This is a genomic window from Stenotrophomonas sp. UBA7606, assembly GCF_002477705.1.
Lineage (GTDB): Bacteria > Pseudomonadota > Gammaproteobacteria > Xanthomonadales > Xanthomonadaceae > Stenotrophomonas.
In genome coordinates this window covers 83423-109483 of sequence record NZ_DLJW01000106.1, presented here as the reverse complement: position 1 = coordinate 109483, position 26061 = coordinate 83423, and the positions used below count along the sequence as shown (strand labels likewise).

At 64.9% G+C, this 26061-nt stretch carries 20 protein-coding genes; 15 read left to right on the top strand and 5 right to left on the bottom strand.

Annotated elements, in window-relative coordinates; all coding sequences use genetic code 11:
* The first annotated feature begins 692 nt into the window (after positions 1–692).
* From B2527_RS13255 to B2527_RS13245, 3 genes are all read left to right on the top strand, one after another.
* Positions 693–1946, top strand: a complete 1254-nt coding sequence (locus B2527_RS13255; protein ID WP_293714226.1) for a TIR domain-containing protein — start codon at positions 693–695, stop codon at positions 1944–1946.
* Between the two features lie 171 nt (positions 1947–2117).
* A complete protein-coding gene (locus B2527_RS13250; protein ID WP_293714224.1) occupies positions 2118–2429 on the top strand; it encodes a DUF1488 family protein in 312 nt (103 codons plus the stop codon).
* A gap of 106 nt (positions 2430–2535) precedes the next feature.
* Positions 2536–2940 carry a hypothetical protein gene (locus tag B2527_RS13245; protein WP_293714222.1) on the top strand — a complete coding sequence of 135 codons (405 nt, stop codon included), beginning with the start codon at positions 2536–2538 and terminating at the stop codon, positions 2938–2940.
* 109 nt (positions 2941–3049) lie between these two features.
* Here B2527_RS13245 and B2527_RS13240 read toward each other — a convergent pair whose 3' ends face one another.
* Positions 3050–6760 (bottom strand): indolepyruvate ferredoxin oxidoreductase family protein, encoded by a 3711-nt coding sequence (locus tag B2527_RS13240; protein WP_293714220.1) that lies wholly within the window; start codon positions 6758–6760, stop codon positions 3050–3052.
* Positions 6761–6932: 172 nt separating this feature from the next.
* Between B2527_RS13240 and B2527_RS13235 the strand changes: the two genes are divergently transcribed.
* The 3 genes from B2527_RS13235 (at position 6933) to B2527_RS13225 (ending at position 9674) form a co-directional block, all read left to right on the top strand.
* Complete coding sequence (locus tag B2527_RS13235) at positions 6933–7571, top strand: tetratricopeptide repeat protein (protein WP_293714218.1); 639 nt, start codon at positions 6933–6935, stop codon at positions 7569–7571.
* A 93-nt stretch (positions 7572–7664) separates the two neighbouring features.
* Entirely contained in the window at positions 7665–8579 is a 915-nt protein-coding gene (locus tag B2527_RS13230; protein WP_293714216.1) for an AEC family transporter, read from the top strand.
* A 39-nt stretch (positions 8580–8618) separates the two neighbouring features.
* On the top strand, positions 8619–9674 hold the full coding sequence (locus B2527_RS13225) for a hypothetical protein (protein ID WP_293714214.1): 1056 nt from the start codon (positions 8619–8621) through the stop codon (positions 9672–9674).
* Positions 9675–10284: 610 nt separating this feature from the next.
* Here B2527_RS13225 and B2527_RS13220 read toward each other — a convergent pair.
* Positions 10285–11766, bottom strand: a complete 1482-nt coding sequence (locus tag B2527_RS13220) for an AAA family ATPase (protein WP_293714212.1) — start codon at positions 11764–11766, stop codon at positions 10285–10287.
* A gap of 128 nt (positions 11767–11894) precedes the next feature.
* On the opposite strand from B2527_RS13220, the gene B2527_RS13215 reads away from it, so the two are divergent.
* Genes B2527_RS13215 through B2527_RS13195 form a run of 5 tightly spaced genes read left to right on the top strand, consistent with a single transcriptional unit; the run spans position 11895 to position 16019 of the window.
* The gene (locus B2527_RS13215) at positions 11895–12527 is read left to right on the top strand and encodes a ParA family protein (RefSeq protein WP_293714210.1); all 633 of its coding nucleotides are present in this window, start codon (positions 11895–11897) and stop codon (positions 12525–12527) included.
* A gap of 18 nt (positions 12528–12545) precedes the next feature.
* A complete protein-coding gene (locus B2527_RS13210; protein ID WP_293714208.1) occupies positions 12546–13022 on the top strand; it encodes a SixA phosphatase family protein in 477 nt (158 codons plus the stop codon).
* Between the two features lie 4 nt (positions 13023–13026).
* On the top strand, positions 13027–13596 hold the full coding sequence (locus B2527_RS13205) for a YceI family protein (protein WP_293714206.1): 570 nt from the start codon (positions 13027–13029) through the stop codon (positions 13594–13596).
* Positions 13593–15566, top strand: a complete 1974-nt coding sequence (locus tag B2527_RS13200) for a phospholipase D family protein (RefSeq protein WP_293714204.1) — start codon at positions 13593–13595, stop codon at positions 15564–15566. Before B2527_RS13205 ends, B2527_RS13200 begins: the two co-directional genes overlap by 4 nt.
* A 24-nt stretch (positions 15567–15590) precedes the next feature.
* Positions 15591–16019 (top strand): hotdog fold thioesterase, encoded by a 429-nt coding sequence (locus B2527_RS13195; protein WP_293714202.1) that lies wholly within the window; start codon positions 15591–15593, stop codon positions 16017–16019.
* A 601-nt stretch (positions 16020–16620) separates the two neighbouring features.
* Here B2527_RS13195 and B2527_RS13190 read toward each other — a convergent pair.
* Positions 16621–19191 carry an EAL domain-containing protein gene (locus tag B2527_RS13190; RefSeq protein ID WP_293714200.1) on the bottom strand — a complete coding sequence of 857 codons (2571 nt, stop codon included), beginning with the start codon at positions 19189–19191 and terminating at the stop codon, positions 16621–16623.
* A gap of 202 nt (positions 19192–19393) precedes the next feature.
* On the opposite strand from B2527_RS13190, the gene B2527_RS13185 reads away from it, so the two are divergent.
* From B2527_RS13185 to B2527_RS13170, 4 genes are read left to right on the top strand one after another with little or no spacing between them, the layout of a single operon-like run.
* Positions 19394–20185: a lysophospholipid acyltransferase family protein gene (locus tag B2527_RS13185; protein WP_293714198.1), complete on the top strand. Its 792-nt coding sequence runs from the start codon at positions 19394–19396 to the stop codon at positions 20183–20185.
* A gap of 57 nt (positions 20186–20242) precedes the next feature.
* Positions 20243–21232 (top strand): YheT family hydrolase, encoded by a 990-nt coding sequence (locus B2527_RS13180; protein ID WP_293714251.1) that lies wholly within the window; start codon positions 20243–20245, stop codon positions 21230–21232.
* A gap of 57 nt (positions 21233–21289) precedes the next feature.
* Positions 21290–23359, top strand: coding sequence for a tetratricopeptide repeat protein (locus B2527_RS13175; RefSeq protein ID WP_293714196.1), 2070 nt, complete (start codon positions 21290–21292; stop codon positions 23357–23359).
* 14 nt (positions 23360–23373) lie between these two features.
* Positions 23374–23985, top strand: a complete 612-nt coding sequence (locus tag B2527_RS13170) for a YbhB/YbcL family Raf kinase inhibitor-like protein (RefSeq protein ID WP_293714194.1) — start codon at positions 23374–23376, stop codon at positions 23983–23985.
* A 332-nt stretch (positions 23986–24317) separates the two neighbouring features.
* On the opposite strand, the gene B2527_RS13165 is transcribed toward B2527_RS13170, so the two are convergent.
* Positions 24318–25127 carry an META and DUF4377 domain-containing protein gene (locus tag B2527_RS13165; protein ID WP_293714192.1) on the bottom strand — a complete coding sequence of 270 codons (810 nt, stop codon included), beginning with the start codon at positions 25125–25127 and terminating at the stop codon, positions 24318–24320.
* Positions 25128–25210: 83 nt separating this feature from the next.
* On the bottom strand, positions 25211–26005 hold the full coding sequence (locus B2527_RS13160; RefSeq protein ID WP_293714190.1) for an undecaprenyl-diphosphate phosphatase: 795 nt from the start codon (positions 26003–26005) through the stop codon (positions 25211–25213).
* Between the last annotated feature and the right edge of the window lie 56 nt (positions 26006–26061).

Sequence of the window (26061 nt, the reverse complement as noted above, 5' to 3'; positions counted from 1 at the left end):
TGTCATGAGGAAACTCGTACTGCTCATTTTGATCCTGCTATCCCCGACAGTATACGCATCTAGGCCGATCACGGAGGATGAAGTGCTAGCCTGCGTAAACGGAGGGATGCCCGCCAAGGCGGCGCCCCGGCACGCTTGTGCCAACGACAATTCTCAAATCGTCGGGGACATACAGTCCAACATTAAGGGTGAGTGGTTTGACCATCCAGAAGATCGACTTCAGCTTCAATGATTACCCTGATGCGAACGCCTGCTTCAGCTAAGTCAACTCTAAGGAATACTGGCCAATCAGCAGGATCGCTAGAACATATATTACGCTTACTCGCTCAAGCGCCGTGGCAATTGAAAATGTCGGTGTTCCGTTGCCGCTGCGTCCCGGCCTGATTGGCGGCAGCAGAAAGACGCTTCTGGTTGAGAATAAACCTTTAGCAGCGCAGGGGGGGAGGTCTTTACTGGGGCTAGGGGTCGGTTCCGATCCAAAGCAGACAACCGCATGTCGGCCGATTGAAGTATAGCGAGGTCTCCAATCTTATCTCTTAGTTCGGTGAGACGCCGACTTGTTAGCTGGACATAGCCCCCCTAAGATCGAGCTGTATAAAAAGTAGAGCCTGCCTACTGTGCTCAGCGGGTAAGTTATTTTGCCGGGCCTAGGGGCTGTCAAATAAGCAGTCAAGTACTTACAGGAGAGAATTGTGGCAGCAAAAAAAGCAAAGAAATCTTCCGCCAGAACCACCGAGCCTGCCAAGGCTACCAAAGCTACCAAAGCTACCAAAGCTACCAAAGCTACCAAGGCTACCAAGGCCACTAAAGCCACTAAAGCCACTAAAGCTTCCACTCTCAAACGGGCCTATCTCTCCCCATCTGACGTACCAGGCTGCACCCTTGAAGACGCGCTGCGCGTGCCGCAAGCAATCGCAGAAAACTACGCTGCGAAACCAACCAGCCCTCTCAATACTGCGGCCGCCCTCGATATGCAGCCCAACGCAGGCCGCTTCCGCTTGCTTTGCGGAGCGGCACTTGCATATGGCCTTACGTCCGGGGGGCCTCAAGCCCCCGAGATCGCAATCACACCGCTAGGAATGCGTGTTGTCCGCCCGACAGAAGAAGGGGATGATGTTGTCGCGATGCGCGAAGCACTGCTTCGCCCGCGTGTGATCGGGGAGTTTCTTCAGAAGTACAACAGTGCTCCGCTGCCTCGCTCCGACATTGCAATCAACGTGCTTCTCGAAATGGGTGTTCCTACTGAACGTACCCAAGAGGTCTTGGATTTCATTCTTCAGGGGGCTACCGGAGCGGGACTGCTTCGAGATATTAAGGGCAAGAAATACGTCGACCTCGCGGGTGTTAGTCCTCCGGATAAGACGGCCGAACAACATTTGTTAGACGATGGAACGGATCCTGCAGAGGATCTAGCCGATGGTCGTGCTGAAGAGGATGAAGGGCAAGAGCTTGCGTTGAACCGACAGGCATCCCTTCAGCGCCAGCCACAATCTCAAGCCCAGAATCGGCGTGTATTCATCACCCACGGCAAGAACAAGAGCCTTATTGAGCCGATCAAAAAGCTACTCGGCTTTGGAGAGCTAGAGCCGGTGGTTTCTGTTGAGAAAACGTCTATCTCGCAGCCCGTCCCCGATAAGGTAATGAATGACATGCGCTCTTGCAGTTCCGCGATCATACATGTGGACGCAGAACAAACATTGATTGACCGAGAGGCCAAGGAACAGGTGATTGTCAATCCGAACGTGCTAATAGAGATTGGCGCAGCGATGGCCTTGTACGGTCGTCGCTTTATCCTACTGGTTAGGGATGGGGTTAGGCTCCCATCCAATCTACAGGGACTATTCGAGGTTCGTTACGTTGGGGAGAGCCTTGATGGCGATGCTACGATCAAGCTTCTCGAAGCTATCAACGACATCAAAAATCACCCAATGCCAGAGCGTTACTAGGATGGCGAACAATTCATTTAATCGGGCCCCACTTCGCTTCTAGGCGTGTTCTCGGTGGTACTGGTGCACGTTTATAATGTCAAGCGCCATATGGAGCGCCACATTTAAATCGCACAGCCAGCCCCCGGGGCCTCGTTATTAGGTAATCAGGCGTTTATTGTGGAGAGAAAAATGCAGATATCGTTCAGCGGCAAATATGCACTAGATCCAGCAACGTTCGGAATTAACTTTGAGGCGATTGTGGACGGTTCCATTGTCGTCTGTAAAGTCTCCACTGAAGCCCTGCAAGACATTAATCCAAGTGATGCACTAGGTACTGCGCAGGATCAGTTCACATCAAATCGGTCCGCATTCGAACGAATTGCAGAAGAGAAGATTCGTAACGGGAAACAAGCTCCGATTTTGATAACTAGGGCTGATGTTCTTGCTTGGCAAATTTTTCAGGCCGACGCCGCTCCGCGGCCGGCTGAGTTCAGGCGTTGAACGGTCGGCTTCTAGCTGTTAGCGAGCATTGAGCAGAATCCGTGCGGTTTCGGAATCAGCTCCCAAGTGGTTCAGCTGATCCCAAACCATCGGAAGGTTGGAATACATGCTCAAGATCATAGTCTTCGCAGTGACGCTTCTAGCTGCAAACAGCGCTCTAGCCCGCGACCGTCCCATCCGCTCCTGCGAAAAAGCCCCGCTCCTGGCCGAAATCCAGAAGCTGCTTCCCGATCACGTGATTGGAAAAACCGCGGATGTGGAACCGAAGCCGGTAGAGAAGCTGCCCCAGTTCCCGCGCGGCATCTGGATGCGCTCCGGCAGCAGCCTGACCTGCGTCGTGGTTGTCCTGGACGAAACCGGCAAGCCGCAGGACGCCATGGTTTCCTATCCGTCGCGAATGGGGCTGACCGAACAGGAGAAGCAGGTGATTCTTTCCGTTCAATGGACGCCGGCACAGGTAGGCGGGCAAGCTCGGCCTTCCCTGGTGTCCATGAATTTCGAGATCCACTGACGCCGCTTCAGTCGGTAACGGGCTGAGCTTCAACGTTGGCGCTGAAGCTCAGCCCGCGCAATGCAACCAAAGAGTTGCATTGCGCATAAGCAACCTATCCGTTGCCTGCTCAGCCCGTCTGCACGATATGCAGCGCTTTCGGGTTGCGCCAAGTTGCCAGCAGCGTCGCCTCGCGCGCCTTGGCTTCGTGCAGGTGTGCTTCCTTGACGTGGCCGTAGCCGCGGATGTGCTCTGGGATGCTGGCGATATCCACCGCCAGTGCCAGCCGGCGTGCATCCAGCCCACTGATCAGTTCCTGCAGGGTCTTTTCGTAGTCACTGATCAGCTGGCGCTCGCTGCGGCGTTCCTCGGTGTAGCCGAACACGTCGAAGCGGCCGCCGCGCAGGCCCTTGAGCTTGGCCAGCAGGCCGAAGGCCTTGAACATCCATGGGCCGTATTCCTTCTTCTGCAGCTGGCCCTGCTCGTCGCGCTTGGCGAACAGCGGCGGGGCCAGGTGGAAACGTACCTGGTAGTCGCCCTCGAACTGCTCGCTCACGCGCTTGATGAAGTCGCCGCTGGTGTACAGGCGGGCCACTTCGTATTCGTCCTTGTAGGCCATCAGCTTGAAGAAGTAGCGGGCGGTGGCTTCGCTCAACGCGGTGCTGCCCGGGATGGCCTGCTGCTCGGCGCTGCGCACTGCATCCACTAGGGCGCGGTAGCGCTTGGCGTAGGCGGCGTCCTGGTAGTCGGTGAGGAAGCTGCTGCGGCGGGCGATCAGCTCGTCCAGCGAACGTGACAGGTGGGCGTCATCCAGCGAGGCGTAGGTGGCTTCGCCGCTGGTCTGGCTGGCGGCGGGCAGGCCACGCACGTCCGGTTCGTTGTCCGGGTTGCGCGGTGCCGACGGTGCGCCGGCTTCGCTGCCTTCCCATTCACCTGGCGGCAGTTCGCGCAGCGCGGCCGGCTTGCGCTCGGCATCGGTGGGCGCGTTGTGGATGAGGCCTGCGGCCTGCTGCACGGCCTGCGGATCGATCGCGGCCAGGCGACCCCAAGCGAACGCGGTCTGGTTCATGGCCACGGCGGCGCCGTTGAGCTCCACTGCGCGCATCAGCGATTCCAGCGACAGCGGCACCAGGCCCTGCTGCCAGGCGAAGCCGAGGATGAACAGGTTGGAGGCAATGGCGTCGCCGAGCAGGGCGGTGGCCAGCTGGGTGGCGTCGAGCAGGATCGGGTCGCGTCCGCCCAGTGCCAGCTTCACCCCGGCAATGATGTCGGCGGCCGGGAACTGCATGTCCGGGTGGGTGGTGAAGGTGCCGGGCATCGCTTCGTAGGTGTTCAACACCACCTGCGAGCGCTCGCCGCGCACCTTGGACAGCGCCCAGTAGTCGTTGACCACCACCATGTCGCAGCCCAGCACCAGGTCGGCTTCACCGGCGGCGATGCGCACGGCGTGGATGTCGGCCGGGCTGTTGGCCAGGCGGATATGGGTGGTGACTGCGCCGCCCTTCTGCGCCAGACCGGTCTGGTCGAGCACGCTGGCACCCTTGCCTTCGAGGTGGCCGGCCATGCCGAGCAGTGCGCCGATGGTCACCACGCCGGTGCCGCCGACGCCGGTGATCAGGATGTTCCAGGGCTGCGAGAAGTCAGTGCGGAAGGTCGGCGCCGGCAGGTTGTCGAGCAGGCTGGCGGCCTTGCTCTTGCTGCCCTTGCGCAGCTGGCCGCCGTGCACGGTGACGAAGCTGGGGCAGAAGCCGGTGGTGCAGGAGAAATCCTTGTTGCAGTTGGACTGGTCGATGTCGCGCTTGCGCCCGAACTCGGTTTCCTTCGGCAGCACCGACACGCAGAAGCTCTTCTCGCCGCAGTCACCGCAGCCTTCGCAGACCAGCGAGTTGATCATGGTGCGCTTGGCCGGGTCGACGATCTTGCCGCGCTTGCGGCGGCGGCGCTTCTCGGTGGCGCAGGTCTGTTCGTAGATCAGGATGCTGGTGCCCTTCACCGTGCGCAGCTGATGCTGCACGGCGTCGAGCTCGGCGCGGTCGTGGAACTCCACATCGCTGGGGAACTCGTGGCGGCGCGACTTCCACTTCTGGATGTCGTCGGACAGCAGCACGATGGTGTGCACGCCTTCCGAGCGCATCTGGTGGGCGATCTGCGGCACGGTCAGGGTGCCGTCCACCGGCTGGCCGCCGGTCATCGCCACCGCGTCGTTGTAGAGGATCTTGTAGGTGATGTTGACGCCAGCGGCGATGGCCTGGCGGATCGCCAGCGAGCCGCTGTGGAAGTAGGTGCCGTCGCCGAGGTTCTGGAACACGTGCTCGGTGTCGGTGAACGCGGCTTGCCCAGCCCAGGTGACGCCTTCGCCGCCCATGTGGGTGAAGGTGTCGGTGGCGCGGTCCATCCACGTCACCATGTAATGGCAGCCGATGCCGGCCAGCGCACGCGAGCCTTCCGGCACCTTGGTGGAGGTGTTGTGCGGGCAGCCGGAGCAGTAGTGCGGCACGCGCGGGAACTGTGCGCGCGGCAAGGCCATTTCGGCTTCCTTGACGTCCATCCAGCGCAGGCGTTCTTCGATGGATTCGGTATTGAAGAAACGCTGGATGCGGCGGCCGATCACGCCGGCAATGGTGGCCGGGGTCAGCTCGCCGGTGGACGGCAGGATCCACTCGCCCTGCTCGTCGTACTTGCCGACGATGGACGGGCGCGCGCCCCAGTTGGCCGGCCAGTTGTAGAAGTATTCCTTCATCTGCCGCTCGATGAAGGCCTTCTTTTCCTCCACCACGACGATGTCTTGCAGGCCGCGGGCGAAGGCACCGATGCCCTGCGGCTCCAGCGGCCAGGTCATGCCCACCTTGTAGACGCGGATGCCGATGTCGGCGCAGGCCTTCTCGTCCAGGCCCAGGTATTCCAGCGCCTGCAGTACGTCCAGGTAGCTCTTGCCGGTGGTGACGATGCCCAGCCGCGCCTGCGGCGAATCCATCACCACCTTGTCGATGCCGTTGGCGCGGGCAAACGCCTGCGCCGCCTTCACCGCATAACGGTGCAGGCGCATTTCCTGCTCCAGCGGCGGGTCCGGCCAGCGGATGTTGAGGCCGGCGGCCGGCATGTCGAAATCTTCCGGCAGGATGATCTGGCGGGCGAACGGGTTGACGTCCACCGAGGCCGAGGACTCCACCGTCTCGGCAATGGTCTTGAAGCCGATCCAGCGGCCGGTGTAGCGGCTCATCGCCCAGCCAACCAGGCCCATGTCGAGGATGTCCTGCACGCCGGCCGGGTTCAGCACCGGCATCATCGCGCTGACAAACTCTTCTTCGCTGCCATGGGGCAGGGTGGAGCTGCGGCAGGCATGGTCGTCGGCGGCCAGCGCCAGTACGCCACCATGCTTGGAGGCGCCGGCGGCATTGGCGTGCTTGAACACGTCACCGCAGCGGTCCACGCCCGGGCCCTTGCCGTACCACATGCCGAACACGCCATCGACGTTGGCACCGGGGAACAGGTTGGTCTGCTGCGTACCCCACACCATGGTGGCGCCCAGGTCCTCGTTGAGGCCGGGCACGAACTTCACCTTGGCCGCTTCCAGGTGCTTGCGCGCGCGCCACAGCTCCAGGTCGAAGCCGCCCAGCGGCGAGCCGCGGTAGCCACTGACGAAGCCGCCGGTGTTCAAGCCTGCGGCCAGGTCGCGCTGCTGCTGCATCAGCGGCAGGCGTACCAGGGCCTGCACGCCGCTCAGGTAGATGCGGCCATCGGTGCGCGTGTACTTGTGCTCGAGCGTGTAATCGGTGTCGCGCACGCCGATCAGCGGATCGTTGGCGGAAGCAGGCGAGGTAAGTTCGGCGGTACTGGTCATGGCTGGCCCATTGCGGAAACGGCTGGCGGCAGGTAACCACCAGCAGGGCCGGTGGCAGCCGGCGATTGTAGCAGTGGCCGTTTCATCACCCTGTCATGCAGTCGCGCGTAGGGCCCGGAGCGGTTAGCATCGGGGCCAGGTGGGGGCTAACTGTTTTATGGGGATTGCAGTCATGGGGGTTACAAGGCGCATTGTTGCCAGCGCTGTGGTGCTGGCGGGCCTGATGTTTTCCAACGCGCAGGCGCAAAGCCTGCCGGGCATCAACGAGTTCTATTTTGACGACGACGTGGCGGCCAAGCCGATCCATGCGGTAGCGCCGCAACAGGCCGATGCCGTGGACCAGCTGATGAAGCTGCGCGAGCGCGGCCGCAAGGGCACCGAGGCCACCGCACAGCTGGCCAGCATCGCCTATGCCGATGGCCGTGCTGAATTGGCTGCCAAGCTGTACCAGGAGGCGCTGGCCAGCGTTTCGGAAAACTCGGTGCAGGCGCGCAGCCTGCGCTGGAACCAGGCCTGGGATCTGTACCGCCAGGGCGACGCTGAGGCTGCCCTGGGCCTGTGGCTGAAGGCGGCCGAAGGTACCCGCGGCAATCCGTCGTGGCTGCCGCAGACCCTGGCATTGGCACTGTGGAAGCTTGGCCGCAAGGGCGAGGCCTTGGCCTGGTACGCCGCAGCGGTGCGCACCGAGCCGCAACAATGGAACGATGCGGCCAACTTTGCGCAGTTGTTGCCCGCATGGAACGATGGTGAGCGCGCACAGTTGGCCGAGATCCAGCAGGCCTGGGCTGCCAACCCACCGGCGTGGCCCTGATAAACAAAACTAATGAGGCCCGCCGGGCAAGCCGGGGGGTGTTCGGGACGTTGCGTGGTTTGCAGCCATCGCCATGCAGGGCATGCTGGGCACATGGCCTTTGATGCATTTGCACTGATTCTGGCCATGCTCGCCCTGGGCATGGTGTTCGCGCGCCTGCGGGTATTTCCCGACAACGCCGCCGACGTTCTCAACAGGGTGGTGTTGTACGTCTGCCTGCCGGCAGCGGTGCTGACCTATGTGCCTCGCCTGCAGTTGGACCTGTCGCTGCTGGGCATCATGCTGACACCCTGGCTGCTGATGCTGCTTTCCCTGGCATTGGTCAGCCTGGCCACGCGGCTGTTCAAGTTCGAGCGCCAGGTGCATGCGGTGTTGCTGCTATGCGTGGCGCTGTGCAATTCCAGCTTCATCGGCTACCCGATGGTGCGTGCATTGCTGGGTGACCATGCCTTGCCTTATGCGGTGGTCTACGACCAGTTCGGCACCTTTGTATTGCTGTCCACCTTTGGCCTGTACGTGTTGGCCAGGTACAGCGGTGATACGCCACCCAGCGCCGGCCAGATACTGCGCCGCATCGCGATGTTTCCGCCGTTATGGGCGCTGGTGTTCGCCCTGCTGGTGATGCCCGCCGAGCCACCACGCTGGATTGCATCGGCACTGAAGAACCTGGCCGATGCGATGCTGCCGTTGGTGATGCTGGCCGTCGGCCTTACCATCCAGCTGCGGTTGTCGCGCGCGGAACTGGCGCCGTTGGGGGTGGGGCTGCTGCTCAAATTGCTGGTGTTGCCGGCCGCCGCCCTGCCGCTGTCCTGGGCATTTGGCCTGCAAGGGGAAATGCTGCGGGTCAACGTGCTGGAAACTGCGATGCCGACTATGATCACCGCGGCGGCACTGGCGATTTCACATCGCTTGGCCCCACGGCTTGCGGCAGCGATGGTGGGCTATGGCATCGTGCTGTCATTGGTGACATTGCCCGCCTGGGTATGGGTGCTGGATAGGATGGGGTGAGGACCGGGTGTCGGTCCCCGCGGAAAATCAGGAGGCAGGATGCACAGGTCTTGGATACTGGCAGCAGGTCTGGCGCTGTTGGCGGCAACCGATGCCACGGCAGCACAACAGGTCGCGAAGGATGTCGCGGCGGGGCAACCATCGAACGCGCAATATGAAGCCTGGGCACAGGAAAGGACGCAATTGGGGCGCGCCATCGCTGCCAGCGGTCGTCCCCGCAGCTTGTATGCGGCATGGTTGTTGGCGCCACTGAGCGTGAACCTTGGCTCGGGCAAGTCTGATTATTCGCCCGAAGCAGAGGCCTGGTTTGCGCGCGCGGTGCGGACCGGAGCAGGGGATCCATTGATTGCACAGGCCGCGATCAGTCGTTGTGTGCAGGATGATTACTGTGACGTGGAGCAGGCACGTGCCACGCTGGAAACCACGGATGTGGATGACATCGGCAGCCAACTGCTGTTGATGCAGTTGGCAAACAAGCGCCAGGATCCGCGTGCGGCCGAGCTGGCGTGGCAACGCGCGGCCCGTGCCACGCAGTACCGGGATCCTTTGATGGCGCTGGTCGGGCTGCTTGATGACGCCACCGCCGATCAACCGATGGCTGCCCTGGCCGCCGCAAGCCAGGAGCAGGGGGCCGCAGGCGCCAAGCCGGTCGACGTGCAGCGCTATCGTGTTGAGCAACAGTTTTCCGCTGCGGCAGCCCACGTACCGTTTCCGTTGCGCGAGATCTTGAAGCGCTGCGACGCGCCTGCCGGGGAAACGATGGCGCAATGTCGCCATGTACTGGAGGCCATGGCCAACAGTGGCTCGTTGTTGCTGGCGTCCATCGGCGTCGCGCGATTGGAGCGGTTGGAGACCGACGCCGCATCCAAGGCGCAGTGGCAGGCACGCGGGCGCCAACTGCAGTGGTTGAGCATGGCGGGCAGCACGTTGCTTGGCAGCTCCGAACCGGCGCAGTCAAAACTGTCCCTGTCCGAATACATGCAATTGACGAGGACGCTGGGTGAGCTGCCGGCGATCGAGCGCTTGGTGCAGGCACATGGAATGCCGCTGCAGCCACCGGCAGACTGGCAGCCGATATCTCCAAAGATTGAATAAGGCGCTCCGCCAAGGGGCCAGTCGGGCGATAGGGTGGGGCGGAGGTCCCGTTGGCCGGGAAAGCCCCTGCCGAGCGTGGCTCGGCACTACCGCGCTGTTTGCAATTTTCTGCATCGCGGATGAAGAAGGCCTGATTGCTGCAGCCCCGTAGCCCGGGTAAGCGCAGCGCACCCGGGAAATCGGGTGGCAAGCAGTGCTGCACGCGTGTGGATACCTGCGGGTCTGGTGCTTTGCACGTTTGGCCATCTACGCACGTGTCAGCTTCCCCGGGTGCGCTGCGCTTACCCGGGCCTACCAGGGGTGGGGGACCGTTGGTCTTCTGGGGGCTTCTGGATCGTGGGTGAGGCCCCTGCCGAGCATGGCTCGGCACTACCGTGTTGTTCGCGAACTTCTGCATCGCGGATGAAGAAGACTTGCTTGCTGCAGCCCCGTAGCCCGGGTAAGCGCAGCGCACCCGGGAAATCGGGTGGCAAGCAGCGCTGCACGCGTAGGGATGCCAGCGGTTTTGGTGCTTTGCACGCTTCGCCATCTACGCACGTGTCAGCTTCCCCGGGTGCGCTGCGCTTACCCGGGCTACGAACTGTGTAGGCTATCGATCTTTGGCGGGCGCTCAATCCGCCGGCACGGTGCGCTCGCGCGCCCAATCGCGCAGCGACTGCACCTGCTCGGCCATCAGTACCGACAGCGGTCTTGTGTTGCGGATCTCGGCCATCAGCAGGTCGGTGTCCAGGGGCTTGCCTTCCGCATGTGCGGCGTACAGGCCGGCCACCACCGCCTGCTCGATCTCGGCGCCGGAAAAACCCTCACTGGCTGCGGCCAACGCAGGCAGGGCGAACTGTTCCGGCTGCAGGTGGCGGCGGGTGAGGTGCAACTGCAGCAGTTCGACGCGGGCATCCGGCGCGGGCAGATCGACGAAGAAGATTTCATCGAAGCGGCCCTTGCGCAGCAGTTCGGCCGGCAGTTCCTGCACCTGGTTGGCGGTGGCGACGATGAATACCGGCGCCTTGCGTTCGGCCATCCAGGTCAGCAGGTAGCCCAGGATCCGCCGCGACACACCGCCGTCCTCGCCGCTGCTGGCCAGGCCCTTTTCGATCTCGTCGATCCACAGCACGCAGGGTGCCAGCTGCTCGGCCGAGGCCAGCGCCTCGCGCAGGTTCTTCTCGGTTTCGCCGTGGTACTTGTTGTACAGGCTGCCGAAATCCAGCCGCAGCAACGGCACCGCGAAGCCGGCGGCGGTGGCCTTGGCCAGCATCGACTTGCCGCAGCCCTGCACGCCCAGCAGCAGCATGCCCTTGGGCGGGTCCAGCCCGGGAGGGGCGTTGCCGGACACGAACACCGCCCGCCGCTGTTCGATCCAGCGCTTGAGCCGGCGGGCCCCGGCCACGTCGGCAAAGCGCGCCGAGTCGTATTCGTAATGCAGGTTGCCGCTGCGGTTGAGCAGCTCGAACTTGAGCTTGGCCAGCTGTGGCAGGTCGTCGGCCTTCAGCGCGCCATCGGCATGGATCAGCTGGCGGGCAATGCGGCGGGCATCGGTCAGGCTGAGCCCGCGCAGGTTGCGCAGGATCTGCTGCACGGCCTCCTGGTCCACCTCCACCCGCCGGCCACCATTCTCGCTGGCGTAGGCGCTGGCTTCCTCGCGCAGCATCTTCAGCAGGGCATTGGCATCGGGCAGGCGCGGGTTGAAGCGGGTGGCCAGGGCTTCCAGCTCGGCCGGCAGTTCCACCTTGGTGCCTATCAGCACCAGCACGTGTGGCTGGCTGTGGCGGCGCTGGATGATGTCACGCAGCAGCCGCTGGTGGCTGGCGTAGCCCAGGTAGGGGTGGAAATCCAGCAGCAGGTAGATGCCACGCTGCTCGGCGTCCTGGATCATGCGCAGGGCAGAGCTGGCATCGGGCGGGCCGAAGGCCTCGTCCTCGCGGTCCATGTCGATGCGGCGCAGGCCCTCGGTGATGCTCCACCGGTACAGGGCCCGCCAGACGTGCATCAGCGCCTGCCGGAACAGTTCTACGATACGGCCCTCATCCGGCGTTTCGATGACGATCAGCGGGGTATTGGCGCGGATCAGCGCGGTGAGGTCCTGCAGTTCGCTCATGGTCGTTCCATCGCCGGGGCGCACACGATAGCAAAGCTGGGCTGCCGGTCACGCCCTCACCTGATGACTACCTTTGGCAACACGTCGCGGTGTACGCTGCGGGCAAGACCCGCGTAAACGAGGCGTGCATGAAGACGATCCTGGTAGCCGGCTCCAAAGGTGGTGTCGGCAAGACCACCATCGCCACCCATCTGGCCGCGCACTCGGCCTTGTCCGGCAAGGCAACGGTGATTGCCGATGCCGACCCGCAGGGCTCCAGCACGCGCTGGGCCCAGCGCCGCTCCAGCCTGGAGAGCGCGGTGCTGCCGGTGGATGTGCACCGCAAGAAGAACTGGGAGAAGCTCATCCCCGACGGTGCCGAACAGGTCATCGTCGATGCCCCGGCCGGTGCCTATGGCGAGGACCTGGAGCGTTTCATCGACATCGCCGATGCGCTGGTGGTACCGGTGCTGCCCTCGGCGCTGGACATCGAGGCCATCGTCGGCTTCCTCAACAGCCTGGCCAGGATCAAGCGCGTCCATTCGCGCGCCGTGCCGGTAGGGCTGGTGCTCAACCGCACCAAGCCATGGACGCAGACCTCGCAGCAGGCCCGGCAGATGCTGGCGGAATGGCCGTACGAGGTGGTCGCGCAGCTGCGCGACAGCCAGAGTTATGTGGTGATGGTCGGGCTTGGGCGCAGCCTGTTCGACTATCACTCAGCACAGGTACGCGAGCACCAGCAGGACTGGGAGCCGCTGCTCAAGTGGTTGAACAAGGTCTGACAGGAGTACTACCCGACCATGCGTGAATTGATCCTGCTGCGACATGCCCATGCCGAACCGGCGGCCAATGGCCAGGCCGATATCGACCGGCCCCTCTCACCGCATGGCCTGGCCGAGGCCGAGGCCGCCGGCCGTTGGTTACAGGAACAGAAGCTGGTGCCCGACCGGGTGCTGTGCTCGCCGTCGCGGCGCACCCGCGAGACGCTGGAGGCGGTGCTGGAACGCACCGGCTATGTGGAACAGCGCCTGGAAGAACGCATCTACGAGGCCGCCCCGGGCACCCTGGCTGCCCTGCTGGACGAGCACCGCGAAGTGGAGCGCTTGCTGGTGGTGGGCCACAACCCCGGGTTGGAGCAACTGGTGGCGCTGATGCACAGCGGCCAGTCCGGCGACTACCGCGGCATGCCGCCGGCGTCGGTGGCGGTGCTGTCGCTGCCGATGGAGGCCGGCATCGAACCGGGCATTGCCCGCCTGACGGCGTTCTGGTGGCCCTGAACCCATGCGGTCAGTGCGGTACGGGCTGCTGTTGGCAGGTCTGATATGTTGCGGCTCGGCCCTGGCGGCCGAGCCGTTACCGTTCGATCCGGCGCGTTCACGTTTTGGCTTCGAGATCCGCACCCGCTTCGGGCAACGGGTGGAGGGGGAGTTCCCGCGTTTCGAGGGCTGGATCACCGAGTTGCCCGATGGCCGCCACCAGGTGCGGCTGAGGATGTTTGCCCAATACGTCGAGATCCCTGGCAAGCCGCGCTATACCGGCTGGATGCGTGGGGAGGATTTCTTCGACGCCGCGCGCTATCCGGTGGTGGAGTTCGATTCGGACCCCTACCTGCCGGGCATCACCGCAACTGGCGGGCCGGTGCCAGGGCGGTTGTCCATCCGCGGTATCAGCCGCCGCGAGACCATGTTTCTGGGCAAACCTGAATGCGACAGGCCCGGCTATGATTGCGACCTCGTCAGCCGCGGCACCGTTTCCCGGAGCCTGTACGGCATGGACGCCTGGCAGATGGCCCTGAGTGATCGAGTGATATTCGTACTGCGTACGCGCCTGAAAAGCGCCCCCAAACCGTGAATTTTGTCGTCCGCCTGTCGCTGGTGCTGGCCCTGTTGCTGGCCGGTGGTTGTGCCTCGTTGTCGCAGCAGCAGCGCGACCAGGCGCAAGGCATTGCCGTGGCTGCCCGGTCCACCGAGGTCAACTGCGAGCGCGCCGACCGCTGCGCGCTGGATTCACCCTTGCGCGCGCTGGGTGGGCAGGCCATGGCTGAATCCACCGCGCAGGCCCCGCGCCACTACGCCACCATCCTGGACGAGGGTGAGCTGTCATTGGTGGCACGCTTGAACCTGATCCGCAGCGCCACCCGCAGCGTCGACCTGCAGACCTATATCTTCGATACCGATGACAGTGCGCGCATGGTCATCGACGAGCTGCTGGCCGCCGCCGCACGCGGAGTCAAGGTACGGGTGCTGATCGATCAGTTATCGGCGATCTCGGACGTGCACATGCTCAGCGCCCTGTCCGGCGCCCATGCCAACTTCGAGCTGCGCGTCTACAACCCCACCTTCGGCAAGGCCAAGCTCAACTACCTGGACTATGCCGGCAGCGTGTTGTGCTGCTTCCGGCGCTTCAACCAGCGCATGCACAACAAGTTGCTGGTGATCGACGACGTGCTCGGCGTGGTGGGCGGCCGCAACTACCAGGACGACTATTACGACTGGGATCGGGAATACAACTTCCGTGATCGTGACGTTATCGTGGCCGGCCCGGAAGTGCGGGAGATGGCCGCAAACTTCCAGGCCTTCTGGGTGGCGCGGCGCAGCGTGCCGGCCGAACGCCTGAACGACGTGGGCAAGGCATTGCTGCGTGGCGGGGTGCCGGCGCTGCCGGAGGCGTCCTTCCTGCACCCGGAGCGCATCGAGCGGGTGGACGAGGAGGCGGCCGATCCGGACTTCATCAACCAGGCCTTTGTCGCCACTGCCTTGCCGGTGCAATCGGTGAGCTATGTCGCCGACCTGCCACGCAAGCACCGCCGTGAGCGCGCCGAAGAACCGCTCGCCGGCCAGCACCTGACCGAGCCGCGCCTGGATGCGCTGATCGCCTCGGCGCAGAGCGAAGTGCTGTTGCAGACGCCGTACCTGGTGTTGTCCAAGCCCGCGCAGAAGCTGTTCAAGGACCTGCGCAAGCGTGACCAGCCACCGCGGGTGGTGGTGTCGACCAACAGCCTGGCGGCTACCGACAACCCCATCGTCTACGCGCTGTCCTACAAGTACAAACGCCGCAACCTGCGCGAACTGGGCTTCAACATCTACGAGTACAAGCCCTTTCCGCTGGATGCGCCGATCGACTACCGGCAGCTGCTGCCGCCGGCACTGGATGGCCTGCCGCCAGTACCTGAGCGCAACCGGGTGATCGGTGGCAGCGCGGCAGGCAGCAACGTGCGTGGTAGTGGTTCCGGCCGCAAGCCCTCGGTCAACGGCAGCGAGGTGGAGCGCGATGTGCTGCGTACCGAAACCCGTCCGTCCTTCCTGGGAACGCGTGCGGTCAACCGACCATTGCCGGTGACCCGCAAGGGCGCGCGCATGGGTCTGCACGCCAAATCGATGGTGGTGGACCGCCGCATCGCGGTGATCGGCACCCACAACTTCGATCCGCGCAGTGAGAACTACAACACCGAAGGTGCGGTGATCATCAACGACCCGCGGTTCGCCGAAGCCCTGGCGCAGAGCATCCTGCGCGATGTGCACCCGGACAACTCCTGGGTGGTGGCCCCGCGGCAGAAGCCGCCGGTGTTGTCGGGGCTCAACTACAGCATCGGCAAGGCCTCCGAGGCGCTGCCGGTGCTGGATTTCTGGCCGTGGCGTTATGCCACCGACTACGAATTCAAGCCGGGCCCGGACTGCCCGCAGCCGCTGCGCCGGCAGGACCCGGGCTTCCATGCCTGTTACAGCGCGGTAGGCGACTTCCCGGAAGTGGACGTCGGCCCCAAGTGGCTGCTGGTGCGCATGCTCACCGCCTTTGGTGCAGGCCTGGTACCGATTCTGTAACCCCCGTCCAACGCAGGTGCACGCATGTCACGAGTATTCCGCCAGCCGGTTGATCTGCAGCAGGTCAATGCCCTCAGCCGCGATACATTGATCGATCACCTCGGCATCGTGTTCACCGCCGCCGGTGAGGACTGGTTGCAGGCAACCATGCCGGTGGACGCGCGCACCAAACAGCCGTATGGGTTGCTGCACGGTGGCGCCTCGGTGGTACTGGCTGAAACCCTGGGCAGCAGCGCCGGCAACCTGTGTGTGGACCCGGCGCAGCAGGTCTGCGTGGGGCTGGAAATCAATGCCAACCACCTGCGCGCCGCGCGCAGCGGCGTGGTGACCGGCACCGCGCGCGCGCTGCATGTGGGCCGCACCACCCAGGTGTGGGAGATCCGCATCGAGGACGAGGCCGGCAAGCCGGTGTGCATTTCGCGGCTGACCTTGGCGGTTGTGGCCACGGGCTAGGTGCGGGCGATACAACAGGCGGCGGTGACCGCCTGTGGTAGTGCCGACCCATGGTCGGCAAAGGGCATTGCCGGTGAAGCTTCTGCCGAGCATGGCTCGGCACTACAGTAGGCGTCAGCGTTCGGCTATCGCCCAACGCGTGGCGGTTGCCGTGTGGTAGTGCCGAGCCATGGTCGGCAAAAGGGCATTACCGGTGAAGCCTCATGCCGAGCATGGCTCGGCACTACGGTAGTGCGTCAGCGTTCGGCTATCGCCCAACGCGTGGCGATTGCCGGGTGGTAGTGCCGACCCATGGTCGGCAAAGGGCATTACCGGTGAAGCCTCATGCCGAGCATGGCTCGGCACTACGGTAGTGCGTCAGCGTTCGGCTATCGCCCAACGCGTGGCGATTGCCGTGTGGTAGTGCCGAGCCATGGTCGGCAATGGGCATTGCCGGTGTAGCCCCATGCCGAGCATGGCTCGGCACTACAGTAGTGCGTCAGCGTTCGGCTATCGCCCAAGGTGTGGCGGTCGCCGGGTGTGGTAGTGCCGACCCATGGTCGGCAATGGGCATTACCGGTGAAGCCCCATGCCGAGCATGGCTCGGCACTACGGTGCTTGCCTAAACCATTGCCGCCGTGGGCAGGTGCTCGCGCACCCAGTCCGCCAGTGCCGGTGCCGGCAAGGCCGGGGTGAAGTGGAAGCCCTGTGCGATCTGGTAGCCCTGCGCGCCCAGCAGGCGCAGCTGCTCGGCGCTTTCCACGCCTTCGGCGACCACCTTCAGCTGCAGGCTCTGGCCGATATGGGCGATGGCCTGGGTGAGTGCGCTGGCAACCTCGTCGGCCTCGATGCCATGCACGAAGCTGCGGTCCAGTTTCAATTCGCTGACCGGCAACTGGCGCAGGTAGCTCAGGCTGGAATAACCGGTGCCGAAGTCATCCATCGACAGCCGTACACCCAGTGCATGCACCTGCCGCAGTACCTGAAGGGTAGTGGGGTCGCCATCGAGCAAGACGTCCTCGGTGATCTCCAGGGTCAGGTCCGACGCCTGCAGCGCCTGCTGGCGCAGGATCTGGGCGATGGTGTCGGGCAGCCCGGGGTTGTGGAAATTGGTCGGCGACAGATTGACCGATACCGACGGCACCTCCAGCCCGTCCATGCGCCAGCGGTGCAGCTGCTGGCAGGCCTCCTGCAGGGCCCACCGGCCCAGGTCGCCGATCAACCCGGCTTCTTCAGCCAAGGGGATGAAGCGGATCGGCGGCACGCTGCCCAGCCGCGGGTGATGCCAGCGCGCCAGTGCCTCCACGCTGTGCAGGCGGCCGTTCTGGATGTCGATCTGGGGCTGGTAGTGCAGCTGCAGCTGGCCCTGTTCCAGTGCCTCGCGCAGTGCGGCCTCCAGCGCCATGCGTTCCTGCGCGCACTCGTCCATCTCGCTGCTGTAAAAGCGCACCCGGTTGCGGCCGTTGTGTTTGGCCTGGTACATCGCCACGTCGGCGTGGTGGAGCAGGGCATCCATGTTGGTGCCGTCGTGCGGGAACACGCTGATGCCGATGCTGGCCGAAGGCCGTATCTCCACCTCGCCCAGCTGCAGGGGCTGGCCCAGCATGCGCAGCAGGTGTTCGCTGCGTTCGCTGGCGGTGGCAACGTCGCAGGGGTTGAGCAGCACCACGAACTCGTCGCCGGACTGGCGGCCGACGATATCCATCGGTCCGGTTTCTTCCTGCAACCGGCGCGCCACCGTACGCAGCAGCTCATCGCCACCGGGGTGGCCGAAGGAGTCGTTGACCTGCTTGAAGCGGTCCAGGTCGATGAACAACACCGCCAGCCGCTGCCCGTTGTGGCTGGCGGCGGTGATCGCCTGGTCGGCCTGTGCGTGCAACAGGCTGCGGTTGGGCAGGCCGGTGAGGTCGTCGTAGAAGGCCAACCGGCGAATACGGTTGCGTGCTTCCTCGCGCTCCAGTGCAAGCGCGCACAGGTGCACGATCACTTCGACCAGACGCCGGTGGAAGCTGTCCGGCTCGTGCGGTTGCCGGTAATAGAAGGCAAAGGTGCCAAGCACGCGGCCGTCGTTGGACTTGATCGGGGTCGACCAGCACGCTGCCAGGCCGTGCTGCAGCGCCAGTGCGCTGATGCCCTCCCAGTTGGGATCGGTGGCGATGTCGCGGGCCACCACCATCTGGCCTGTGTAGGCGGCGGTGCCGCAGCTGCCCGTACGCGGGCCGACCGGCACGCCATCGACCAGGCGGTTGTAGCTTTCCGGCAGGCTGGGGGCGGCCAGCGTACGCAGTTTGCCCTCGTCCACACGCAACACCGAGCACAGTACCTGCGGGGCGATCTTCTCCACCTCGGTGCACATCATCTGCATCACTTCGACGGTAGGCACCTCGCGCACCATTGCGTCGAGCATCTTGTGCTGCAGTACCTCGTGCACCTTGGTACGGGTGATGTCCATCAGCACGATGACCAGGTTCACCAGCTTGCCGTAGTCATCGAAAATGGGGTTGGTGCTGACCGAGCACCACAGTGGCTGCCCGTTCTTGCGGAACAGGCGCTCGTCGGCACGAATGGGCTGGCCGGCCTGCAGGCGCGCACGGTAGGCCTTGATCTGCTCCGGCTCATGGCGCCCGGGCGCCAGCAGGTTGGGCACGAACTGCCCGGCGGCTTCGCTGTCAAGGAAGCCGAACAGGCGGCGGAACCCCTTGTTGGCGTGCTCGATGCAACCGGCCGGGTCGGTGATCAACACCGCACTCTGGGTCTCGTCGAAGCCCAGCGAAAGCAGGCGCTCGCGGGCCTGCGCTTCGCGCCGGGCAGTGACATCGGTGATCAGCACCATGCGCAGGTCGCGGCCCTCGCTGGTCACCTGCGACAGGGTGGTGCTGATCCAGCAGGTGCTCCCGTCCTTGCGCACCAGTTGTATGTCGTGCGGGGTGGCGGCCAGTTCCTGCACGCGGTTGCTGGCGCCCGGGTAGTTGCGGGTGTCGTAACGCGCGCGCATGGCTTCGGGGGCCAGCATGCCCAGGTTGCGCCCCAATGCCTGCTCGCGCGGCCAGCCGGAGATCAGCTCCATGGCCCGGTTGAAGTACAGGATGGTGTTCTGGTCGTCGAACAGGATCACCCCGCTGCTGACCTGCTCCAGCGCAGCCGGGAAGAACCGCAGCACGTCCTCGGCTGGCAACAGCGGCTGCCGATCCATTTCTCCGCTCCCCTGAACGTTGGATACCTGTTTTACACATTTCGCGGGCACGAAAGGTGTAAGAGCCAGAACATGTGGGTAGGAAACCCCCGTTCCTGCCCAAGACTGTGGACCAGTACACCTTTTGCCGGAGTATGCCCCCAAACTGGACCCGGATGGGGCGCGCTGGCGGAAGCCTGACCGCATCCGGTATCGTGAGCGGATGACTTCCCCCCGACCCGCCCGCCAGGGCGGTGTGGCTCGCGTGTTCCGCTACCTGTACCGCGTCCCGCTGCTGCTGGTTCACATCGTCCTGTTCCTGCCCCTGACCCTGCTGCTGATGACGCCGCCGATGGGGCGCATGGGGGGTGCCGCCGATCCGCTGGAGCACCGTATCGTGCGCTGGTGGTCGGGCTGGCTGATGTGGATCTTCGGCTTCCGCCTGCAGCGCTATGGTCAACCCTTGCCGGGGGCGGTGCTGTTTGTCGCCAACCACGTGGGCTGGGTCGATATCTGCATGATCCACAGCCAGAAAATGGTGGGGTTCGTGGCCAAGCGCGAGATCGCCGGCTGGCCGCTGGTGGGCTGGCTGGCGACGCGCGGCCATACCATCTACCACCAGCGCGGCAACACCGAGTCGCTGGGCGGGGTGATGGACGAGATGGTCAAGCGTCTGCTCGAGCAGCGGCCGGTGGCGGTATTCCCGGAAGGACGCACCCGTGGCGGGCACGAAGTGGGGCCGTTCCACGCGCGTATTTTCCAGGCCGCGGTCGAGGCCAACGTGCCGGTGCAGCCGGTCGCCCTGCGCTATGGCGTGCGTGGCGATGCGCAGACCATGGTGGCATTCGGGCCAGGCGAAAGCTTCTTCGGCAATTTCCTGCGGCTGCTGGGTGAGCCGGCGCGCCGCGCCGAGGTGCACTTCCTGGAGCCGATCGGCAGCCACGACCTGGAAGGACGCCGGCGCATCGCCGAGACCTCGCGTGCGCGCATCGTGGCGGTGATGGAAGGGCCGTGAGGCGATGCCGTCGCTGCATGCCACCGTTGTTTGGATCCCGTCGACGGCATGGCCATGCTGATTGCCGCCGAGTACCAACCGCCGCGCTGGCTGCGCAGTCCGCACCTGCAATCGATGCTGGCCTCCAGCCGGGTACGCCTGCGCCGCGGTGAACAGCTGCTGGCGCGCAGCGGCGCGTTGACCCGCGAACTGATCCTGGACGGCGGCGACGGTGTGCGTCTGCAGGCCTGGCACAGCCAGGTGCCGGGCAGCACGCCGCAGGGGTTGGCACTGTTGCTGCACGGCTGGGAAGGCAGTGCCGAGTCCAGCTACATGCGCATGACCGCCGCGCGCATGCTGGAGCGCGGGTTCGCGGTGGTGCGGCTGAACTTCCGCGACCATGGCAATACCCACCATCTCAATCCCGGCATCTTCCACTCCTGCCGCATCGGGGAAGTGGTCAACGCTGCCGCCGATGTCGCCCGCCGTTTCCCCGGCCTGCCGATGGTTGCCGCCGGTTACTCGCTGGGGGGCAACTTCGTGCTGCGGCTGGCGTTGCACGCACCGGCGGCCGGGGTGCCGCTGCAGCACGTGGCCTCGGTCTGCCCGGTGCTGGACCCGGCCATCACCATGGACAGCATCGAGCGCGGGCCGGTGATGTACGACTGGTATTTCCGCCGCAAGTGGACCGGCTCGCTGCGCCGCAAGCGTGCACTGTTCCCGGAGCTGGCCGACTGCGACGACAGCGTGCTGAAGCTGGATATCCGCGCGCTCACCGATTGGCTGGTACAGCGGCATACCGATTTCAACACCCTGCAGGATTACTTCGACGGCTATTCGATCGCCGGCACCAAGCTGGCCGCATTGCAGGTGCCGGCCGACATCCTGATGGCAGCCGACGACCCGGTGATCCCGTTCACCACCTTCCACGATTGGCAGCTGCCGGCCCATGCCAGCCTGCAGATCGCGCGCTGGGGGGGGCACTGCGGCTTCATTGAAAACCTGCGCGGTGATGGTTTCTCCGAGCGCTGGGTAGCGCAGCAGCTGGCGGCGGCTGTCGCCGGCTGAACCGTGGCGGCGGCCGCGCCCGCTACAATGCGTTTTTTGCGCTGACGCTGGACCGCCATGCAAGACACCATCATTGAAGCCCTGCGCCGCAACGCGGCCGATGAGGCCGTGACCCTGGCCCGTGATTGGGTCGCCGCCGAGCCGCAGCAGGCCCAAGCCCACCGCTGGCTGGCATTGGCGCTGCAGCAGCAGGGCCAGCTGGAAGCCGCGCAGGCGGCGCTGGCCCAGGCCCTGTCGCTGGCACCGGACGATGCCGCCCTGCACCTGCAGCACGCCGGCCTGCTGCTGGCCCAACGCCAGATCGGCGCGGCCGGGCAGGCGCTGGAGCGTTCCACCACCCTGAACCCCAACGAATTCTCCGCCTACGTCATGCAGTCGCACCTGGCACTTGGCCGCGACGACGTGGATGAAGCCGAGCGCCTGCTGCGCCTTGCCGAGCGCGTGGATCCGGACAGCCCCGAGCTGGGCGCGCTGCAGGGCATGGTGGCATTGCGCCGGGGGGACGCAGATCGCGCCCTGGCCGTTCTGTCGGCTACCGCCGCGCAGCTGCCCAACGACCCGCGCGTGCTGTACGCGCTGGGTTTTGCGTACCTGGGCAAGGAGATGGTGGCGTTCGCCGAGCAGGCGTTCCGCCGCGTGCTGGAGCTGAGCCCGGATAATCATTCCCTGCGCGGCCTGCTGGTGCAGCTGGCCCTGCGCCAAGGCCACCTGGACCGTGCCGCGGAAGTGCTGCGCGAAGTCCTGGCGACGCCGCAGGGCAACACCACCGGCATGCGCAGGCTGGCCGCCGAGCTGGAGCTGGCCGCGGGCCAGCCGCAGCAGGCGCTGGACTACCTGCACCCGCTGCTGGCCGAACTGCCCGGCGAGCGCGCGGTGCTGCAGATGATGCTGGTTGCCTGGCAGCGGTTGGGCCGTGACGAGGAAGCGCGGACCACGCTGGAAGCGGTGCTGCAGGAGCACACCCAGCTGCATGACCTGTGGCTGGCCCGCCTGGCCATTGCCCAGGTGGGCAGCGAGGAAGCGGTGGAAGTGGTGGAACGCTGGCTGGCGGCAATGCCGGAGCACGTTCCTGCGTTGGAAGCGCGCATGAGCCTGCACGACATGAACCAGCAGCACGATGAAGCCGAAGCACTGGCGCGGCGCATCGTAGCGCTGGAGCCGGGTCGGCTCAGCGGCGAGCAGCGCATTGTCGAGGCGCTGCTGGTGCGCGAACCGGCCGCGGCGGTGGCGCACATCCAGGCGCTGCTGGAACAGGCCCCGGAACCGGCACGCATCTCCCTGCGCACCTGGCTGGGTGCCACCCAGGACCGTGCCAATGATCCGGCAGGCGCGGTGGACACCTGGCTGCGCGTGCACAGTGAGCTGGCACCCAGTCGCCTGCCGCTGCCGCAGCAGGCCAAGGCACCGGCGGAGTGGCCGGCAATGGGCGAGGTGGCCGACAGTACCGTCATGCGTCCCATGTTTCTGTGGGGAGCGCCAGGTTCGGGGGTGGAGCGCGTCGCCACGGTGATGGGAGCCGGTAGCCGCGTGCTGCGGGGCGACCGCTTTGGCCCGACCCCGCCCACCGACGCTTTCCAGAATTTCCTGACCCTGCAGCGCCTTGCAACCGACGTGCTCAGCCCCGAGCAGTTGGTACAGCAGTGGCGCGAGCAGCTGCCCAGCCGTGGTATCGAGGATGGCAACATCATCGACTGGCTGCTGTGGTGGGACAACGCGCTGCTGTGGGCGCTGCGCCCGCAGCTGCCCGAAGGTCGCATGGTCGTGGCGGTGCGTGATCCGCGCGACATGCTGATCGAGTGGCTGGCGCTGGGCTCGCCGGCACCGCTGGCACTGACCTCCTCGATGGATGCGGCGCAATGGCTGGCGCGTTCGATGGAGCAGGTGATCGAACTGCACGACAAGGACCTGTACCCGCACCTGATCCTGCGTACCGATGACGCGGTCAACGATCCAGCAGCAATGGGTGCACTGATGGAGCAGGCGTTCGGCCTGCGCTTCCCGCCGGTGCGCAGCCTTGGCCCGCGTACCATCGAAGCGGGGCATTGGCGCAGGTACGCCAAGGTGTTGTCAGCCGAGTTCCTGTATCTCACCCCGGTCGCAGTGCGGCTGGGCTACCCCGAAGTCTGATCCCAGGAGACCCGATGAAACTGGACAGCCAGAGTTTCAGCAACGCCCAGCCCATTCCGGCCGAGTTTGCCGCGGGCCAAGCCGACGGCTTTGCCGGCAACCGTAATCCGCAGCTGGCATGGACGGATGTGCCGGCGGGTACGCGGTCGTTCGCACTGATCTGCGTGGACCCGGATGTGCCGACAGTGGCCGAGCTGGTGGGTCGCGACGACGTCAGCATCCCGCTGGACCAGCCGCGCACCGACTTCGTGCATTGGGTGATGGTGGATGTTCCTGCCGAGCTGCGTGAGATTGCTGCCGGCAGCTGCAGCGACGGCTTCACCGCGCACGGCAAGGCGCAACCGGCCGGCCCGGCCGGTGCACGCCAGGGCATCAACGATTACACCGGCTGGTTTGCCGGCAATGCGCAGATGAGCGGCACGTATTACGGCTATGACGGCCCGTACCCGCCCTTCAACGACGAGCGCGTGCACCGCTATTTCTTCCGCCTCTTCGCGCTGGATGTGGAGCGGTTGCCGGTTGAGGGTGCGTTCACCGCTGCTGATGTGCAACGCGCGATGCAGGGCCATGTGCTGGCCGAAGCAGCGGTGCATGGCACGTACACGTTGAACAAAGCGCTGGCTTGACCATGGAGTGCCGAGCCATGCTCGGCAAGGGGCCTTGCCAGCAATGCCAAGGTAGTGCCGAGCCATGCTCGGCAAGAGGCAGGAGCAACCCCTCCCCAACCCTCCCCTCCGCCTTCGGCGCAAGGGAGGGGGTGTAGTGCCGAGCCATGCTCGGCAGAGGCTTTCCCGGTAATGCCCCAGCCGAGCATGGCTCGGCTCTACAGGTGAAGCGTTCCCCAGCCGAGCATGGCTCGGCTCTATAGATGAAGCTTTCCCAGCCGAGCATGGGGCGGCTCTACAAAACAGAAAGGGCGCCGCAAGGCGCCCTTTCTGTCTGCGAAAGCCCTGCGGGCTTACTTCACCATTTCCGAACCTACCACCATGTCCAGCACATAGGCCTGCGACGGGGCGTCGGCCGGCGGATTCTTGATCTGGAAGCGCTTCAGGCGCAGCACGTTGCGCACGCCCGGCTCGTGCTTGTAGCCCTCGATGTTGCCGTAGAAATTTTCGTAGGCACCGCGCTTGCCCTGTTCCAGGCCCTGTTCGTTGTACTTCACCTCACGCACCTGCAGGCAGGTGGCGTCCTTCATCAGCGGGTGCGGGCAGGGCTTGGTCTGTGCGTCCACTTCCATGAACACGGTCTCGCCTTCGCCGCCATAACGGGTCTCGGCGGTCGGCTCGGCGCGGAAGCTCAGCACGTCGCCATTGGCGGCGACCAGGGTCAGCGCCGAGGCATCCAGCGAACGCACCGTCAGCTTGCTCTGCAGGCGCTCGCCGATCAGCCGCTCCACGTCCATCAAGTTGCCTGCGCAGGCCATGTTGGTGGACATCATGCCGCCCAGGCTCAGGCTGTCGCCTTCCAGGGTGTAGCTGCCGCCCATGCGGTTGCAGGCATTGCTGACCGACAGGCGGCCGTCCTTGAAGTCCAGGGTGACGGGCTTGTCCGGGTTCACCAGCAGGCCGTCGATGCGCTTGCCGGCAGCGTCCACGGCGTTCTCCAGCAGCCAGTGGTTGGCGGTCAGCTGGGCAGCATCGAGGCTGCTGGCCGCAGTGGCGGGAGCAGCGGCCGGGGCCGGGGTGCTGTCGCTGTCCTTGGCGGCCGGCGGGTTGCTGCAGGCGGTCATCAGGGCAAACGGCAGGGCCAGGAGGAGGATGCGCTTCATGTGGAACTCCTTGCGAGAGTGAAAAGGTTCGGGGCGATAAACGGTCCGCAGGCGGAACCGGGGTCAATACCGTCGTGTCGCATTCAGTTTCCAGCAGGCAAGAACAGCAGCAAGCCGATGCCGAGGGCAATGCGGTATAGCGCAAAGCCGGTGAAGGGGCGGCGCTTGATGTAGCCCAGCAGCCACTTCACCACGATGAAACCGGTAACCACCGCTGCGGCAAAGGCTACGCCGACATCGGTCCAGTTCTCACTGCCCAGCTTGCCGTCTTTGGCCAGTTCAAGGAAGGCGTAGCCGCTGGCGGCGAACATGGTGGGGATGCCGACCAGGAAAACGAACTCGGCCGCTGCCGAGCGGCGGGTCAGGCCGAGCAGCATGGCCAGGAAGATGGCCGCCGCCGAGCGCGAGGTACCGGGGAAAACACCGGCGACGACCTGCGCCAGGCCCACCGCGATGGCGACCTTCCAGGTCACTGTCTCGCTGTCGGGCAGGCGGGAGGCAAAGCGCTCGGCCACCAGCATCCAGGCACCGCCGATCACCAGCGCCCAGGCCACGGGCGTCACGGTTTCAGGCAGTTCCCAGCCGGCCAGGCGTACCGGCAGGCCAACCAGGGCGGTGACCAGGAAGGCCACGCCCAGTTTCATCACGTAGTCGCGGTTCTCATGCTGGTTCAGGCCGGTGGCAAGCGACCACAGGCGTTCGCGGAAGGCCAGGGTCACTGCGAGGATGGCGCCGGCCTGGATCACGATGTTGAAGAAATCCGAGCGGGTGCCCAGCCAATGCTGGGCGATCAGCAGATGGCCGGTGCTGGAGATGGGCAGGAATTCGGTGAGGCCTTCAAGAATGCCCAATAGCAGGGCGGAGAGCAGGTCGGACATGGGAACGGCGTGTTGGGAGGCGGGCACAGCATAGAGCATTGCGGGCGGCGCACCCG